Consider the following 15697-nt stretch of genomic DNA (forward strand, 5'->3'; position numbering starts at 1 on the left):
TCCACCCCCGGACCGCCGGCCGATCGGGCGAGGAACCCGAGGAAGGCCTGCCTGCGATGTCGCACGCCCCCCTGCACTACCTGCGCCGCCACACCGCCTGTCCCCGACCGACGACGTGGCGGACCCGCGCCGCCGACGACGTCCGCGCCGCCCTCGCGCTGGCCTGCCTCGACGACAAGGCGGTGCCGCTCGACCTCCTGGGCGCGGGACCGGTCCGCTCCCGCGCCGACCTCGCGGCCCGCATCGACGCCCTGACCGAGGACCTGCTCGAGCGGATGGACGACGAGGGGTGGGACCCCGGCGCCGCGCCGCGGGCGGTCACCTCGGTGCTCGCCGCGTCGGTGCCGGCCGCCGAGGCGGCGTTGCTGCGGGCCGCCGCGGGCGCGCGCCAGGGCGAGATGCGGTGACGTCGCTCCTCCCCGACCAGCACGACCTCGCCCACCACGGCGACGCCGAGGTGGGGCCCGGCCTGGTCGACCTCGCCGTCAACGTCCGCGCCGACACCCCGCCGGCCTGGCTGACCGAGCGGCTCGCCGCGTCGCTGGCCGAGCTCGCCGCCTACCCCGACGCCGGGCCGGCGCGGGTGGCGGTGGCCGCCGCGCACGGGCGTGACCCGGCCGAGGTGTGGCCCGTGGCAGGCGTCGCGGAGGCGTTCGTACTGCTCGCGCGCGCTCTGCGCCCGCGCCGGGCCGTCGTCGTGCACCCGCAGTTCACCGAGCCGGAGGCCGCACTGCGGGCCGCGGGCCACGCGGTGGAGCGGGTGGTCCTCGACGGTGACCTGACGCTGGACCCGGGCGACGTGCCCGAGGAGGCCGACCTCGTCGTCGTCGGGAACCCGACGAACCCCACCTCGGTGCTGCACCCCGCGGCGACGCTCGCGGCGCTCGCCCGTCCGGGCCGGGTCCTCGTCGTCGACGAGGCCTTCGCCGACACCGTGCCGGGCGAGCCGGAGTCGCTGGCGGCGCGCACCGACCTGCCCGGGCTCGTCGTGCTGCGCAGCCTCACCAAGACCTGGGGCCTGGCCGGGCTGCGCGTGGGCTACGTGCTCGCGGCGCCCGACCTGGTCGGGCTCCTCGCCGCGGCCGCGCCGCCCTGGTCGGTGTCGACGCCCGCCCTCGTCGCGATGCAGGCCTGCACGACGACGGCGGCGCGGGCGGAGGCCGACCGCGCGGCGGTCGCGCTGCGGGCCGACCGGGAGCACCTGCTCGCCGCGCTGCGGGAGCTGCCGGGGGTCCAGGTGCGCGGCGCCGACCCGGCGTCGAGCTTCCTGCTGCTGCGCGTGCCGGGGCGCACCGACGTGCGGGCCGCGCTGCGGGAGCGGGGCTGGGCGGTGCGGCGCGGCGACACCTTCCCGGGGCTGGACGGGGAGCACCTGCGCGTGGCCGTGCGCGACCGGACGACCATGGACGCCTTCGTCGAGGTGCTTCAGGAGGTGCTGTGAAGCTCGAGCCCGGTGATGCCGAGGCGCTGTACCGCGTGCTGTCGGCGCGCCGGGACGTGCGCACCGGGTTCACCTCCGAGCCGGTCGACGACGACGCCCTGCGGCGGGTGCTCGCGGCCGCGCACACCGCCCCGAGCGTCGGCTTCTCGCAGCCGTGGGACTTCCTCGTGCTGCGCGACGAGGCGCTGCGCGACGAGCTCGCCGACCTCGCCGCGGCGCAGCGGGCGGCGTTCGCGGCGTCGCTGCCGGCGGCCCGGGCACGGGCGTTCGCGGGGCTGAAGGTGGAGGCGATCCGCGAGGCCCCCCTCGGCGTCGTCGTGACCTGCGACCCGACCCGCGGCGGCCGGCACGTCCTGGGCCGGGCCACGCAGCCGCGGATGGCGGCGCACTCGGTGGCCGGTGCGGTGCAGAACCTGTGGCTGGCGGCGCGGGCCGAGGGGCTCGGCGCCGGGTGGGTGTCGTTCTTCCGCGAGCGGGAGATGGCGGCGCTGCTCGGCGAGCGGGTCGGCCTCCCGCAGCACCTGGAGATCGTCGCGTACCTGTGCCTCGGGCACGTCTCGGCGTTCGCCGACGGGCCGGAGCTGGAGACCGCCGGGTGGGCCCGGCGCCGACCGCTGGAGTGGGCCGTGCACGAGGGCGCCTGGGGCGCGCACCCCGGCGGGGACGCGCTGGACGACGCGCTCGCCGCGTGCGCGACGCTGTCGGTGGACGAGGGCGAGGCCGCGGCCCGCGAGCGGCTGACCCGGATGACCGTGCCGCCCGGGGCGCTGGGACGGGTCGCCGAGCTCGGGGTGCGGCTCGCGGGGCTCGCCGGGTCGTGCCCGCCCCCCGTGCCCGAGCCCGCCGTCGTCGCGGTGTTCGCGGGCGACCACGGGGTGCACGCCCAGGGCGTGACGCCCTGGCCGCAGGAGGTGACCCACCAGATGGTGGCGAACTTCCTCGCCGGCGGGGCCGCGGTGAACGCGTTCGCGCACCAGGTGGGGGCCGAGGTCGTGGTGGTGGACGTGGGCGTGGCGGCCGTGCTGGACGACGCCCCCGGGCTGCTGCCGCGCAAGGTCCGCCCCGGGACCGCCGACATGACGGTGGGGCCGGCCATGACCCGCGAGGAGGCCCGGGCGGCGGTCGTCGCGGGCGTGGAGGTGGCGCGCGACCTCGTGGCGGCGGGCAACCGGCTGCTCGTCACCGGCGACATGGGCATCGCGAACACGACCGCCTCCGCCGCGCTGGTGTCGGCGTTCACGGGCGCGTCGCCGGAGGTCGTCACCGGCCGCGGCACCGGGATCGACGACGCGATGCTGGCCCGCAAGGCCGCCGTGGTGCGGACGGCGTTGTCCCGGCACGGCCTGTTGCCGGGCACCCCCTCCGCGCGTCAGGGGAATTTCGACCCCTCCCACCCACACGAGGGGTCCCCTCACGCGGGTGGGGCGGGCGGATCCTCCCCTCACGGTGGCGGCACGGCTGCCGCGGACGACCCGCTCGGCGCGTTGGCGGCCGTCGGCGGGCTGGAGATCGCGGGGATCGCCGGACTGCTGCTGGGCGGGGCGGCGCTGCGCACCCCCGTCGTCGTGGACGGCGTCGTGGCCGGGGCGGCGGCGCTGGTCGCGGCGGCGCTCGCCCCGACTGCGTCACAGGCGTGGATCGCGGGGCACCGCTCGGTGGAGCCTGCCCATACCCTGGCGCTGGCACACCTGGGACTCGAGCCGGTGCTCGACCTCGGGATGCGGGTCGGCGAAGGGACCGGCGCTCTCCTGGCGGCGCCGTTGGTCGCCGCCGCCGCGCGGGCGCTCGCCGAGGTCGCGACCTTCGACAGCGCCGGGGTCGCCGAGAAGACCGAGGAGATCAGTCAGTGAGCACGCTCTATCCCGTCGGGCTCGACCTGGCCGGTCGACGCGTCGTCGTCGTGGGCGGCGGCTCGGTGGCCCAGCGCCGTGTCGCGGGGCTGCTCGAGGTGGGCGCGGACGTCCACGTCGTGAGCCCCGCCGTCACCACCGCCCTGGAGGCCCTCGCGGCGTCCCGGGAGGTCGTCTGGGAGCAGCGCGGGTACGCCGCGGGCGATCTCGACGACGCCTGGTACTGCGTCGCCGCCACCGACTCCGCCGAGGTCAACGCGGCCGTCGCCGCCGAGGCGGAGGCCCACCGCGTGTTCTGCGTGCGCGCCGACCACGCCGAGGAGGGCACCGCCGTGACCCCGGCCGTCGGGCGGTACGACGACGTCACCGTCGGCGTCATCGGCGGCGGTGACCCCCGCCGGGCGGCCGGGGTGCGCGACGGCGTCGTCGAGGCCCTGCGCAGCGGCACGCTCGCCGACCGTCGCCACCGCGGCGACCGTCACCCCGGCGTCACCCTCGTCGGCGGCGGACCGGGCGACCCCGGGCTGATCACGGTGAAGGGGCGGCAGGCGCTGGCGCAGGCCGACGTGGTGGTGACCGACCGGCTGGCCCCGCAGGCGCTGCTCGACGAACTGCCGCCCGACGTCACCGTCATCGACGCCTCGAAGCTCCCCCGCGGGCGCTACATGAGCCAGGACACGATCAACGCGGTGCTGGTCGACGAGGCGCTCGCCGGGAACCGGGTGGTGCGGCTCAAGGGCGGCGACCCGTTCGTCTTCGGGCGCGGCTACGAGGAGATCCAGGCGTGCGCGGCGGCGGGCGTCACCGTCGACGTCGTGCCGGGCGTGACCAGTGCGATCTCCGTGCCCGCCTTCGCCGGCATCCCGGTGACGCACCGCGGGATCACCCACGAGTTCGTCGTCGTCTCCGGGCACCTGCCGCCCGGCCACGAGCAGTCCCTCGTCGACTGGGCGGCCCTCGGGCGGCTCACCGGCACGGTCGTGCTGCTCATGGCGGTGGAGAACCTGCCGCGGATCGCGGAGGCGCTCGTCGACGGCGGCCGGGATCCCGAGACGCCGGCCGTCGCGATCCAGGAGGGCGGGCTGCCGGGCGAGGCGACGGTGCGCGCGCCGCTCGCGAAGCTGCCGTCGGCGATCGCGGACGCCGGGCTGCGTCCGCCCGCCGTCGTCGTGATCGGGCCGGTGGCCGACCCCTCGGCGTTCCCGCCGCCCTAGGACCCCGGACGAGCGAACGGCACTCTCGCGCACGTAGATGCTGCGACAGTGCCGCTCGTTCGGAGCCGGCCTCAGTCGTCCCGGTCGCGCCGGTCCTGGTCCTGTGCGTACTCGGTCGCGGTGAGCACCTCGACGCTGCCGAAGGCGCCGCGGCCGCTGACCTGCACCTGCGGCGCACCCGGGGGCTCGGGCGCGCACGCGGTGTCGCATTTCGTCGAGCCGAAGATCGTCGTGCCGGCGGTGGCGGCCTGCGTGCCGTCGGGGACCACGACCTTCGTCGACCCGAACAGCACCCCGACCTGCACGTCGGTCTGCCCGGGCGCCACCTGCACCACCTTGCTGCCGAACACCGCCGCGCCCTGGTTCGCCGACAGCACGCCCGGCGCGACGACCGCGGCCACGCCGATGACCGCGGCGATCAGCAGGCCCCGGAACCCCCGGCCGTGCGCGCGCCGCTCGGGCGCGCGCTGGTCGTCGTGCCAGGCGGGCTCGACGACCGCGGTCTCCGGCTCGGGCTTCGGGGCCGACGCCGGGCCCTCGTCGGGAAGATCCGCCGTCAGGGGTTCGAGCTCGCTGCGGAAGCGGGCGGCGTAGCAGGCCTGCGCCCGCTCGTCGTACTCGGCGAGGCTGATCATGCCGTCGTCCTGGGCGCGCCGGAGACGTTCGTCGACCTCGCGCCGTTCACGGTCACCGATGCGCGGTTCGGGCGCGTTCTCCACGACGCTCATCCTGGCCCGGTTGGCACGACGGGCACCACCACACCTCGCGGGCGTAGGGGGCGCCGGTCGCGGGCCGGAACCGGACGAGCGTGCCGCAGCGGTAGCAGGGGCGGTTCGAGCGTCCGGTCACCCAGTGGTTCTGTCCCTTGCGCTTCACGCCGGTCGTGGTCATCCCGGTGTTGTGCTCGAGGGAGTGTCGGATCATCTTCCGGCCCAGCGCGAGGAGCGGTTCGAGCTCGACGTCGCCGACCGGACGCCAGGGGTGCAGGCCGCGCAGGAAGCACAGCTCGACGGCCCAGAGGTTGCCGAAGCCGGCCACGCCGCGCTGGTCGAGGAGGGTCTCGACGACGGGCCGCGCCGGGTCCTTGCCCAGCCGGGCGAGGGCCTCGTCGAGATCGAAGGCGTCCTGGGTCGCGGTCGGCTGCCCGGCGAGCACGTCGGGGCCGAGGTGGCCGACGACGCGGTGCTCGTCGCGGGTGGCGAGCAGGTCGGTGACCGGGACGCCGAGCCCGACCAGGCTGCGGCCGTCGTCGAGGGTGATCGCGACGCGGAGGTTCGGCAGGAGGTGGCGCGGGAGGGCGGGGCGGCCGTCGGGGCGGTGCTTGCGCACGATCGTCCAGGAGCCGTCCATGCGCAGGTGCGAGTGCAGGGTGCGGCCGTCGGTGAAGCGGGTGAGCAGGTGCTTGCCGTGGGCCTTCGTCGCGTCGAGCGTGGCGCCGCGCAGGTCGGCGCCGGCGAGGTGGTTGCGGAACTCGGCGCGGGTCACCGTGGCGCCGGCGAGCGTGCTCAGTCGTGCGGCCGCGCGGTGCACGGCGTCGCCCTCCATGGGCTCGGGTGTACCCCTACCCCCGGTGGCAGCAAAGCGTCGTTGCTGTCACCTGATGACAGCAACGACGCTTCGCTGCCATCAGGGGCGGCCGCCCGACGATGTGGCCGTTCCTGTCACTGGGTGCAAGCAGTGACGCTTTGCTTGCAAGAGGGGTGGGCGTCAGCGGCCCAGACCGGCCCGGTCGGCCGCCCAGGCGGCGGCCCCGCACACCAGGCCGGTCGACGACGCGGCGCCCGGGTCCTCCACCCCGGCGAGCCCGCACCCGGTGCGCGCCGCGAGCCAGTCGCGCACACCGGGCAACGCCGCGATGCCGCCGCGCACGAGCAGGGGCGGCCGCTCGCCCCCCGAGGAGTCGAGCAGGTCGACCGTCGCCGCGCCGACCTGCTCGAGGGCGGGCGCGAACAGCGGGCCGAGGTCGTCGTGGGTGATCCGCACGGTGCCCGGACCCGGGTTATCCGGCGGCAGCACGGGGACGGCGATGTCGACGAAGCCGTCGGTGCCCAGCCGGCGCTTCGCGTCGTGGACGCCGCGGCGCAGCCAGAAGTACGCGCGGTGCGCCTCGGGGTCGGCGGAGAACCGGATCCGGTCGGCGAGAGCGGGTCGGGCCCGGTCGAGCACAAGCTGCGTGAGGGCGTCGTCGAGCGACTCCGCGCCCACCTCGACGGTCCGCGTGCCGGGGCGCAGCGTCGCGGCCGTGGTCCCGTGCTCGCCCTCGGTCCGGTCGACCACCGCGACCTCGGTGCCGCCCCCGCCCAGGTCCACCACGACGACCGGCCCGCTCCCGCCCAGCCGGACCGCCGCGGCGACCGGCGCCGCCACGAGCGCCACCTCGGCGTCGGCGGCGCCGTCGACCGCGCGCAGGGCCGAGCGGCCCGCCGCGGTGAGCGCGGCGCGGCCGGTGGCGGGGTCGGTCCACGACGGCGGGTGCACGAGCGCGAGCAGCGCCGGGGCACTGCCCCGACGGCCCGCCTCGGCCTGCAGGATCCGCGCGACGAGCGCCGTCGCCACGTTCACCGCGGTCGTCGGGCGGGGCCAGGTCGCGAGCAGGGCGTCGTCGCGTCCGCCGGTGGCCGCACCGAGGTAGTCACGGGCCCGGAGCACGGCGGCCGGGGGGTCGGCGTGCGCCGCCTCGAGCGCGGGCCGTCCGGCGAGGACCACGCCGTCGCTGCGCGACAGCACCACCGAGGGCAGCTCGGGGGCGCCGTCGACGGGGACCGTCGCGACCCGCGTCCACCCGTCGTCGGGATCGACGTCGGCGACCGCCCCCGTCGTCGTCGAGGTGCCGTGGTCCACCGCCAGCACCCACCGCGCCTCGCCCATGGGCGCAGTGTGTCAGGACTCATGGAGCGAGCCGCAGCGGCAGCGCGGACAGCGCGTGGATCAGCATGCTGTGGCGGTAGACGATCTCGTCGAGCGGCACCGCCGACGTGAGGTGCGGGAAGCGCTCGAACAGCGCCCCGAGCGCGACCTCGGCCTCCAGCCGGGCCAGCGACGCGCCCAGGCAGAAGTGGATGCCGTGGCCGAAGGCGAGGTGTCCGGTGAGGTCCCGGTCCGGGTCGTGCAGCTCCGGTGCGTCGAACCGCTCCGGGTCCCGGTTCGCCGCCGCGACCGACAGCGTGACGAGCGCCCCGCGCGGAATGGTCGCCCCGCCCAGCTCGAGGTCCTCGGTGGCGAAGCGCAGCGGCGCGTTGGCAACCGGCGAGGTCCAGCGCAGGAACTCCTCGACGATCGGGGTGAGCGACTCCGCCCCGAGCACCCGCTCGCGCAGCACGTCGTCGCGCAGGATCGCGTGGACGCTGTTGGTGATGAGGTTCGACGTCGTCTCGTGGCCCGCGATCAGCAGGATCATGCCCATCGCCACGATCTCGTCGTGGGTGAGCGCGTCGCCGTCCTCGGACGCCCGGATCAGCGCCGAGAGCAGGGCCTCGTCGGGAGCGTCGCGCTTGGCGGTGACGAGGTCGGAGAGGTAGGCGGTCAGGCTCGACTGGGCCTGGTGCTTCTCCGGCTGCGGGGAGTCGTCGATCATCGTGCGGGACCACGCCGCGAACGCGTCCCGGTCGTCGAGCGGGACCCCGAGCAGCTCGCAGATCACCTGCATCGGCAGCGGCACGGCGAAGTCGGCCACCAGGTCGATCTCGCCGACCTGCCCGGCCCGGTCGAGCAGCGACGCGGCGATCTGCTCGATCGCCGGGCGCAGGGCCGCGACCCGGCGCACGGTGAAGGTCGAGACGACGAGCTTGCGCAGCCGGGTGTGCACCGGCGGGTCGTTGAGCAGCAGCATGTGCCCCGCCGGGCCGGGGATCAGCGGCTCCGCCGGCCGCTGCTCGGGCGGCATCGTGGAGCGGAAGTCCTTGGCCAGGCGGGGGTCGACGAACGCCGCCCGCACGTCCGCGTAGCGCGTGACGAGCCACGTGGACCCGCCGTCGGGGAGGTCGACCTCCCGGACCGGCGCGATCTCGCGCAGGCGCGAGAGCGTGCCGTAGGGGTCGGCCCAGTAGTCGTCGGTGAAGACGGGTCCGGTGGCGAGGTCGGTCACGGACGCGAGTGTGCCCGTCACCGCGTGCGTTCACCGTGATTTCGGTGAGGGTTCGTTCAATGAAACGAGGGCGTTCAGCCCTTCGGCTCACCCATCCCGACCGACGTACGTCCGAACGCACGCCCGGTCTTCCGGAACTGCGCCTCGAGCTGCGGGACCATCTTCTTCGCCTGCGCCATGATCGGCAGGTCGCCGAGCCAGGAGAAGGTGATCGGGCGCAGCCCCGCGAGCAGGCCGACCGACTTCGGGACGAACACCCGCCGCTTGCGCTTCGCGATGCCCTCGAGGAAGCCCGCGACGCACTCGTCGACCGAGGCGATGCTGCCCAGGGGCGGCGGGAGCTTGCGCAGCGTGTCCTCGAAGGTCGAGGAGTCGGCCTTCACGTCGCGGACGAGGTCGGTGTCGATCCAGCCCATGTGGGCGGTGCCGACGCCGATGCCGCGGTGGGCGAGCTCGAAGCGCAGCGCGTTGCCGTAGTTCTCCACCCCTGCCTTCGACCCGCAGTACGCGGCCATCCCGGGCAGGGCGGTGAAGGCGGCGAGCGAGGAGACCAGCAGGTAGTAGCCGCGGCGCTTCTCGACCTCGGCCACCGTCGCCGACACCGTCCGCGACACGCCGATGAGGTTGACCTCCATGACCCGCGCGACCACGTCCGCGGGCGACTCGGCCACCGTGCCGTGGTTGGCGATCCCGGCGTTGGCGATCACCACGTCGATCCCGCCGAGCTCGGCCACGGTGTGCTTCACCGCGGCGTCGAGCGAGCCCTGGTCGGTGACGTCGCAGGGCGCCCAGGTGTGCTGCGGGCCGAGCTCGCCGGCGATCCGCTCCAGGCGGTCGGACTCGAGCCCGACGAGCGCCACGCGGGCGCCCCGGGCCGCCGCGGCGCGGGCCACGGCCTCCCCGATGCCGCGGGCGGCACCGGTGATGAACAGGACCTTGCCGGTGATGTCGTAGGTCACGGACGCTCCAGGACTCGTCGGGGGGTCAGCACGTACTCGTCGGTCTTCATGCGCTTGAGGCGCTGGTGGAAGGGCATCGTGAAGGTCGGCCAGAGGGCCGAGTTGTTGCCGTGCCCGTCGAGGTACCACGACCGGCAGCCGCCGTCGGTCCACACCGTGCCCTCGGTCAGCCGCTGCATCTCGGCGACGAAGCGGTCCTGGACGTCCTGCCGCGGCTCGACGGCCCCGACCGACCGGGTCCGCAGGCGCCGCAGCACGTCCAGCACGAGGTTGATCTGCGACTCGATCATGAAGACGACCGAGTTGTGGCCCAGGCCGGTGTTCGGCCCGAGCAGCGTGAACAGGTTCGGGAACCCGGCGATCATCGTGCCGTTGTGGGCGAACATCGTGTCGCCCCAGTGCTCGGCGAGGCTGCGCCCGTCCCGGCCGAACACGCGGTGGCTGATCGGCAGGTCGCTGATCGCGAAGCCGGTGCCGGCGATGATCGTGTCGACCTCGTGCTCGGTGCCGTCGGCGGTGACGACCGCGTTCGCCGTCACGCCGGTGATCTTCTCGGTGACGACCTCGACGTTCTCGCGGTCCAGCGCCGGCAGGTAGGTGTTCGACAGCAGGATGCGCTTGCAGCCCATCGAATAGCTCGGCGTGATCTTCTCGCGCAGTTCCGGGTCGGTGACCTGGGTGCGCATGTGCCGCTCGGCGAGCTTCGCCGCCCTCGCCATCCGCTGCGGGTCCTTGAACCCGAGCACGAACGTCTCGCGGCCCCAGTAGATCGCCTCGCGGGCCAGGCGCTGCAGCGCCGGGAAGCGGCGGAACGCCCACTTCTCGACGCCCGTGATGCGCCGGTCGCGCCGCGGCATGATCCACGGGGGCGTGCGCTGGAAGACGGTCAGGTGCCCGACGACCGGGGCGATCTCGGGGACGAACTGGATCGCCGACGCGCCGGTGCCGATCACGGCGACGCGACGGCCGCGCAGGTCCAGGTCGTGCCGCCAGGTGGCGGAGTGGAACATCTCGCCGGCGAAGTCATCGAGGCCCGGCACGTCGGGGAACGACGGGTCGGACAGGGCGCCGCTGCCGAGCACGAGGGCGTCCGCGGTCCAGGTGCCCTGCGTCGTGGTGACGGTCCAGCGTTGCGTCCCGTCGTCCCAGCGGGCCTCGGTCACCTCGTGGTGGTGGCGCGTGAACCGGTCGATCCCGTACTCCGCGCTGATCCGCTCCAGGTAGGCGTGGATCTCCGGCTGCGGCGAGAAGGCGTGGCTCCAGTCCGGGTTCGGCGCGAACGAGAACGAGTAGAGGTGGCTCGGGACGTCGCACGCGCAGCCCGGGTAGGAGTTGTCCCGCCACGTGCCACCGGTGCCGCCGTGGCGCTCGAACACGAGGAAGTCCTCGACGCCGGCCTGGCGCAACCGGATCGCGGTGCCGAGCCCGGAGAACCCGTTGCCCACGATGGCGACGGACAGGTGCGGGACGTCGGACCCGTTCCCGACGACGGATGGTGCGGCTTCGGTGGTCACGGTCCCCTCCCGGCGGTACATCTGCGTACCAAACCTGACAGGGAGGATGGTACGAGCTGGTACCATAGGCCAGTGACTGTGAGCGCGCACACGACGGATTCCGGCGACCACCCGGTCGTGGTCGCGATCCGCACCGGGACCGCTCCGGGCCCGGACCACCGCGACCGGTTGATCGCCGCGATGGGCGAGCTCCTCGCCGAGCAGGGCTACGCGAGCGTGACCGTCACCGACGTCGTCGCGCGCGCCCGCGTGTCGAAGCGGACCTTCTACCAGCACTTCGCCGACCGCGAGGAGTGCCTGCTCGCCACCTACCGCGTGGTCGCCGAGGCCCCGCTGCACCGCATCGCGCAGGCGGCGGCCACCACGGTCGGCACCGGCCTGCCGGTCCGGGAGGAGATCGCCGGGGTCACCGGTGCCTACCTCGCCGCCATGGCCGAGCACCCGCTGCTCACCCGCGCGATGCTCACCGAGGTCGGCTCGGCCGGGCCGGCCGGGCTCGCCGTGCGCCGCGAGGTGATGCGGCGCTTCGCCGACGGGCTCGTGGCGCTGGCCGCCGCGGGCGGGCGGGAGCTGTCCGCGGGCGTCGCCCAGGCCCTCGTCGGGGGGATCAACGAGCTGGTCCTCGAGGCCGTGGAGTCGGCCGACGTCGCGGCGCCGGAGATGGCGGTGGCGATCCTGGCGCTCGGGGACACGGTGACGGAACTGGGCACGGCCGTCCTCGACCGGTGACCCGGGTGCTCCGCCGGTCGGGTGATCGGAGGCAACGGGCGGTGCCCCCCGGACGTCGTTCCCCGGATGGAGCCGTCACCCCGACGGTGGCTATGGTCCCGGAAACCAACGCGGCGTCCGGTTAGCTCCCGGCGTCCCTCCTGCGCCGGTGACCGGAGGCGGGGGAGCCGAGCAGCGAGGGAGACGGCGATGGCTCCAGCCCCGGGTCCGCCCGGCCCGCAGCCGCCCCGCCCCGGCGGGTTCGCGATGCCCCCACAGGCTCCGCCGCCACGCGGAGCCCGCCCGCCCCAGGGTCCGCCGCCCCAGGGACCGCCGCCCCAGGGACCGCCGCCCCAGGCGCCGCCGCCACGCCCGCTGCCCCCGCAGCCGATGCCCCCGCAGCGCGCGCCCCAGCCGCAGCCGACCCGCGTCGGCCCGCCACCCGCCGTCGGGAAGCCCCCGCGACCCCCGCGACCCGCCGTCCGGAAGGGCCGGTGGGGCCGACGGATCGGGGCGCTGCTCGGCGTGCTCCTGCTGCTCCTCGTCGGGTTCGGGATCTACCTGGACACGCAGATGACGCGGACCGAGGCGCTGTCCTCGTACGCGGGCCGTCCGGCGTCGGGGTCCGGGACGAACTGGCTGCTCGTCGGGTCGGACAGCCGCGCGGGCCTGTCGAGCGCCCAGGAGCGGCAGCTCTCGACCGGTGAGGCGGACGGCAACCGCACCGACACGATGATGATCGTGCACGTCGGGTCGTTCGGCGGGCAGACCTCGATCGTGAGCCTCCCGCGGGACTCCCTCGTCGATGTGGACGGCACCACGGCGCGGCTGAACTCGGCGTACTCGTCGGGCGGGCCGCAGCTGCTGACGCGCACCGTCGAGCAGTCGACGGGCCTGCGGATCGACCACTACGCCGAGATCGGCTTCGAGGGGTTCGCGGGGATGGTGGACGCGGTCGGCGGGGTCGAGATGTGTCTCGACGAGGCGATCGACGACCCGAAGGCCGGGATCGACCTGCCCGCCGGCTGCCAGGAGCTCGACGGCCCGAACGCGCTCGGCTACGTCCGCACCCGGGCGTTCCCGAACGCCGACCTGCAGCGCGTGCAGAACCAGCGGGCGTTCCTGTCCGCGCTGATGTCCAAGGCCGCGAGCCCGCTGACGCTCGCGAACCCGTTCGCGTCGGTCCCCTTCGCGACGGCCGCCGTGCGCACGTTGACCGTCGACGAGTCGACCCACGTGTGGCACCTCGCGAGCCTCGGCTGGGCGATGCACTCGGTCGGCTCGGGCGGGGTCACGACGACGGTCCCGATCGTGCCGTCGCGGAAGGTCGCGGGCGCGGTCGACTGGCGGGAGGACGACGCGGAACGGCTGTGGGACGCCTTGCGCACCGGCGACGACATCCCGCGGGACCTGGTCACGCCGGGTCCCTGACGATGTGGCGTTCCTGCCACTGGATGACAGCAACGACGCTTTGCTGCCACCGGGAGAGGGGTCAGCGGTCCCGCGCGAACAGCACCGCGAGCACCGTGCACCCCAGCACGATGAGCGCGATCGGCAGGACGGCGTTGACCGTGTCCCAGGACATCGTCAGCCCCAGGCCGGCGCGCGCTCGCCGGAGCCCGCGCGGTCGGTGCGCAGCACGGCCGCGCTCTGCCGGGTGATGACCACCGTGCCCGCGACGACCACCGCCGCCGCGACGACCTGCCCGAGCAGGGCGAGCGGGGTGGTCCGCACCGACTCGCCGAGCACCAGCACGCCGAGGGTGACCGCCACGGCGGGGTCGGTCGTCCCGATGACGGCGTTGACCGGCGCGTTGAGCCGCCCGAGGTGCAGGGCCCGCTGGGAGAACGTCCAGCCGCACAGCGAGGTGACGAGCGCGGCCGCGAAGGGCCAGGAGAGCACCGCGGCCACCAGGTTCGACGCGGCGAGGGCGGTGGCGAACAACGTGGCCGTCAGCCCGTAGAAACCGCCGGTCGCGAGGGCCAGCAGGGCCGCCCGCACCGGCTCCGACCAACCGACGCCGCGCAGCCCGAGGACCCCGACGAACCCGGCGACCACCCCCACCACCACGAGCGGGCCCACGGCCGGGACCGGCATGACGGCGGGTGCCTGCGGGTGGGCGATCGCGAGGAACGCCGCGAGGCCGAGCACGCAGACCACCGACGCGCGGAGCAGGCGGCGGTCCAGGCGCCGCCCGGCGAGCGCGGCCGAGGCGATCGTGCCGAACACGAGCCCCGTCACCAGCACCGGCTGCACCAGCGCCACCGGGCCGACGTGCAGGGCGTACGCGTAGGAGCCGAACCCGACGGCGATCACGCCCTGGCCGGCCCACCAGCGGCGGCGGCGCAGCACCCGCGCCAGGAGCTCCCGGGTCGAGCCCGGCTCGTCGATCTCCTGCCCGGCGCGCTGCTGCAGCACGGTGCCGGTGGAGATGCCTGCGGCGCCGACCAGGGCGGCGAGCAGGGCGATCGCTGCGGTCACGTCAGGTTCTCCACGGTGGGCAGCTTGAGCACGGCGGCGAGGTCGACCCCCGCCTGCCGGCGCGACCAGGCGGCCGCCCGGTCGTGGGCCGCGCGCAACGCGGCCGGGTCGGCGAGCCAGCCCTGCAGCAGGCGCGTCAGTTCCCGCGGGCGACGGCAGGTGCGGGCCAGTCCGGCGCGGCCGAGCAGCCGGGCGGAGTCCTGCCCGTGCCCCGGCAGCGGCTGGTAGAGCACGAGGGTGCGGCCGCAGGCGAGGGCCTCCTGCGCGGTCGCGCCCCCGGAGTTGTTGACGACGACGTCGGCGGCCGCGAGCAGGGTCGGCACGTCGTCCACCCAGCCGGGTACCCGCAGGCGCTCCGAACCCACCCGGTCGCCGAGGGCGCGGAGCCGGCGGCGCGCCCGCTCGTCGCGCCCGCACAGGGCGACGACGTGGCAGCGCGGGTCGGCCGCGAGCGCCGCCCGCACCGCGCCGGCGATGCCGCCCAGCCCCAGCGAGCCCGCCGTCACGACGACGACCAGTGCGTCCGCCGGGAGCCCGAGGCGCTCCCGGGCCGCGCGGGCCTCGTCGTCGGGCACGGGGGCGAAGGGCGCGCCGACCAGCGCCGAGCGCACCGTGACCCCGGCCCCGGGGTCCATCACGCGCGTCGGCGCGGCCGCGAGGTCGTCGAGGACGAGGTACTCGTCGACGCCGGGATAGGTCCAGTAGGCGTGCGGCGCGAAGTCGCAGATGGCGGCGACGACGCGGGCCTCGAGCCGGCCGCGGCGGCGCAGCCACGCCAGGCCCGCCGTCGCGAGCTGGTGGGTGGAGACGACGACGTCGGGCGCGCCGTCGGCGGCCAGCCGCGCGTGCGGGCCCTCGAGGTCCGCCGCGAGCGCGCGGGCGACCCAGGCGCCCATCACCTCGCGGTAGAACCACCGCACCGGCCGCAGGTGCGTCACCGCGGCGTACCAGGCCTCCTGCAGCGCGGGCGTCCACTGCACCGCGAACTCGAACAGCCAGCGGAACACCGGACCGGAGCCGTGGCCCATCCGCGCGAACGCCTCGGCGAGCCGGATGTCGCAGTCCGGGCGGTCCCGCGCGACGATCGTCGCCACCGCGCGGGCCACCGCCGCGTGCCCCTGACCGATCTCGCCGGAGACGATCAGCAGCCGCGTCGCGCGGTCGGTCGGCGGGCTCGTCACGCGGTCCAGTCTCCCGACCGCCGGGGTGGCGCACCCGTCCGGGTGTGCTGTTCACACGAGAGGCGGTTCCCGTTCAACCCCACACGCGTCCTTCCGCGACGCTTCACCCGCGCCTCATCGTCCGTCCCGGACGACACGCGATCATGAGGTCCGCGTCGAGGTCCACCGTGGGTCACAGTAGGTTCACGGGAGGGTCACGGCACCCGGACGATCGTCGGAGGGTCGGAAACGACCGACCCGTCGGCCGTCGTCACGCCCGAGAGGA

Annotated in this window: 14 protein-coding genes; 6 read left to right on the top strand and 8 right to left on the bottom strand. The window is 75.4% G+C overall.

The window, feature by feature from the left end:
- The first annotated feature begins 56 nt into the window (after nucleotides 1-56).
- The 4 genes from ACQPYX_RS01420 to cobA are packed head-to-tail and all read left to right on the top strand — an operon-like array spanning nucleotide 57 to nucleotide 4505.
- A complete protein-coding gene (locus tag ACQPYX_RS01420; protein ID WP_230753791.1) occupies nucleotides 57-407 on the top strand; it encodes a hypothetical protein in 351 nt (116 codons plus the stop codon).
- Complete coding sequence (gene cobC, locus ACQPYX_RS01425) at nucleotides 404-1441, top strand: Rv2231c family pyridoxal phosphate-dependent protein CobC (RefSeq protein ID WP_433801134.1); 1038 nt, start codon at nucleotides 404-406, stop codon at nucleotides 1439-1441. The genes ACQPYX_RS01420 and cobC overlap by 4 nt, the downstream gene beginning before the upstream one ends.
- Entirely contained in the window at nucleotides 1438-3291 is a 1854-nt protein-coding gene (gene bluB / locus ACQPYX_RS01430; protein ID WP_433801135.1) for a 5,6-dimethylbenzimidazole synthase, read from the top strand. The genes cobC and bluB overlap by 4 nt, the downstream gene beginning before the upstream one ends.
- Entirely contained in the window at nucleotides 3288-4505 is a 1218-nt protein-coding gene (cobA, locus tag ACQPYX_RS01435; RefSeq protein ID WP_433801136.1) for a uroporphyrinogen-III C-methyltransferase, read from the top strand. The genes bluB and cobA overlap by 4 nt, the downstream gene beginning before the upstream one ends.
- A gap of 71 nt (nucleotides 4506-4576) precedes the next feature.
- Here the strand turns inward: cobA and ACQPYX_RS01440 are convergent, their stop codons facing one another.
- From ACQPYX_RS01440 to ACQPYX_RS01465, 6 genes are all read right to left on the bottom strand, one after another.
- Entirely contained in the window at nucleotides 4577-5224 is a 648-nt protein-coding gene (locus ACQPYX_RS01440) for a DUF1707 SHOCT-like domain-containing protein (RefSeq protein ID WP_433801137.1), read from the bottom strand.
- A complete protein-coding gene (locus ACQPYX_RS01445) occupies nucleotides 5193-6050 on the bottom strand; it encodes a DNA-formamidopyrimidine glycosylase family protein (protein WP_433801138.1) in 858 nt (285 codons plus the stop codon). The genes ACQPYX_RS01440 and ACQPYX_RS01445 overlap by 32 nt, the downstream gene beginning before the upstream one ends.
- Before the next feature lie 162 nt (nucleotides 6051-6212).
- Complete coding sequence (locus tag ACQPYX_RS01450; RefSeq protein ID WP_433801139.1) at nucleotides 6213-7373, bottom strand: hypothetical protein; 1161 nt, start codon at nucleotides 7371-7373, stop codon at nucleotides 6213-6215.
- Nucleotides 7374-7392: 19 nt separating this feature from the next.
- Nucleotides 7393-8589, bottom strand: a complete 1197-nt coding sequence (locus ACQPYX_RS01455; protein WP_433801140.1) for a cytochrome P450 family protein — start codon at nucleotides 8587-8589, stop codon at nucleotides 7393-7395.
- Between the two features lie 74 nt (nucleotides 8590-8663).
- Complete coding sequence (locus tag ACQPYX_RS01460) at nucleotides 8664-9548, bottom strand: SDR family oxidoreductase (protein ID WP_433801141.1); 885 nt, start codon at nucleotides 9546-9548, stop codon at nucleotides 8664-8666.
- Nucleotides 9545-11062, bottom strand: a complete 1518-nt coding sequence (locus ACQPYX_RS01465; RefSeq protein ID WP_433801142.1) for a flavin-containing monooxygenase — start codon at nucleotides 11060-11062, stop codon at nucleotides 9545-9547. Before ACQPYX_RS01465 ends, ACQPYX_RS01460 begins: the two co-directional genes overlap by 4 nt.
- A 72-nt stretch (nucleotides 11063-11134) precedes the next feature.
- Between ACQPYX_RS01465 and ACQPYX_RS01470 the strand changes: the two genes are divergently transcribed.
- Together ACQPYX_RS01470 and ACQPYX_RS01475 are read left to right on the top strand one after the other, a co-directional pair.
- Complete coding sequence (locus ACQPYX_RS01470) at nucleotides 11135-11791, top strand: TetR/AcrR family transcriptional regulator (RefSeq protein ID WP_433801143.1); 657 nt, start codon at nucleotides 11135-11137, stop codon at nucleotides 11789-11791.
- A 369-nt stretch (nucleotides 11792-12160) separates the two neighbouring features.
- The gene (locus tag ACQPYX_RS01475) at nucleotides 12161-13201 is read left to right on the top strand and encodes an LCP family protein (RefSeq protein WP_433801144.1); all 1041 of its coding nucleotides are present in this window, start codon (nucleotides 12161-12163) and stop codon (nucleotides 13199-13201) included.
- 156 nt (nucleotides 13202-13357) lie between these two features.
- Here ACQPYX_RS01475 and ACQPYX_RS01480 read toward each other — a convergent pair whose 3' ends face one another.
- Together ACQPYX_RS01480 and ACQPYX_RS01485 are read right to left on the bottom strand one after the other, a co-directional pair.
- Nucleotides 13358-14251, bottom strand: a complete 894-nt coding sequence (locus ACQPYX_RS01480) for a DMT family transporter (RefSeq protein WP_433801145.1) — start codon at nucleotides 14249-14251, stop codon at nucleotides 13358-13360.
- Nucleotides 14248-15432: an MGDG synthase family glycosyltransferase gene (locus tag ACQPYX_RS01485; protein ID WP_433801146.1), complete on the bottom strand. Its 1185-nt coding sequence runs from the start codon at nucleotides 15430-15432 to the stop codon at nucleotides 14248-14250. The genes ACQPYX_RS01480 and ACQPYX_RS01485 overlap by 4 nt, the downstream gene beginning before the upstream one ends.
- Between the last annotated feature and the right edge of the window lie 265 nt (nucleotides 15433-15697).

The sequence above is a fragment of the Actinomycetospora sp. CA-084318 genome, assembly GCF_050955885.1.
Taxonomy (GTDB): Bacteria; Actinomycetota; Actinomycetes; order Mycobacteriales; family Pseudonocardiaceae; genus Actinomycetospora.

Bases quoted from the DNA above. Each gene is read 5' to 3' on its own strand.
- ACQPYX_RS01450 (WP_433801139.1), bottom strand. From the start codon at position 7,373: ATGGGCGAGGCGCGGTGGGTGCTGGCGGTGGACCACGGCACCTCGACG.
- ACQPYX_RS01475 (WP_433801144.1), top strand. From the start codon at position 12,161: ATGCCCCCGCAGCGCGCGCCCCAGCCGCAGCCGACCCGCGTCGGCCCG.
- ACQPYX_RS01445 (WP_433801138.1), bottom strand. From the start codon at position 6,050: ATGGAGGGCGACGCCGTGCACCGCGCGGCCGCACGACTGAGCACGCTC.
- ACQPYX_RS01420 (WP_230753791.1), top strand. From the start codon at position 57: ATGTCGCACGCCCCCCTGCACTACCTGCGCCGCCACACCGCCTGTCCC.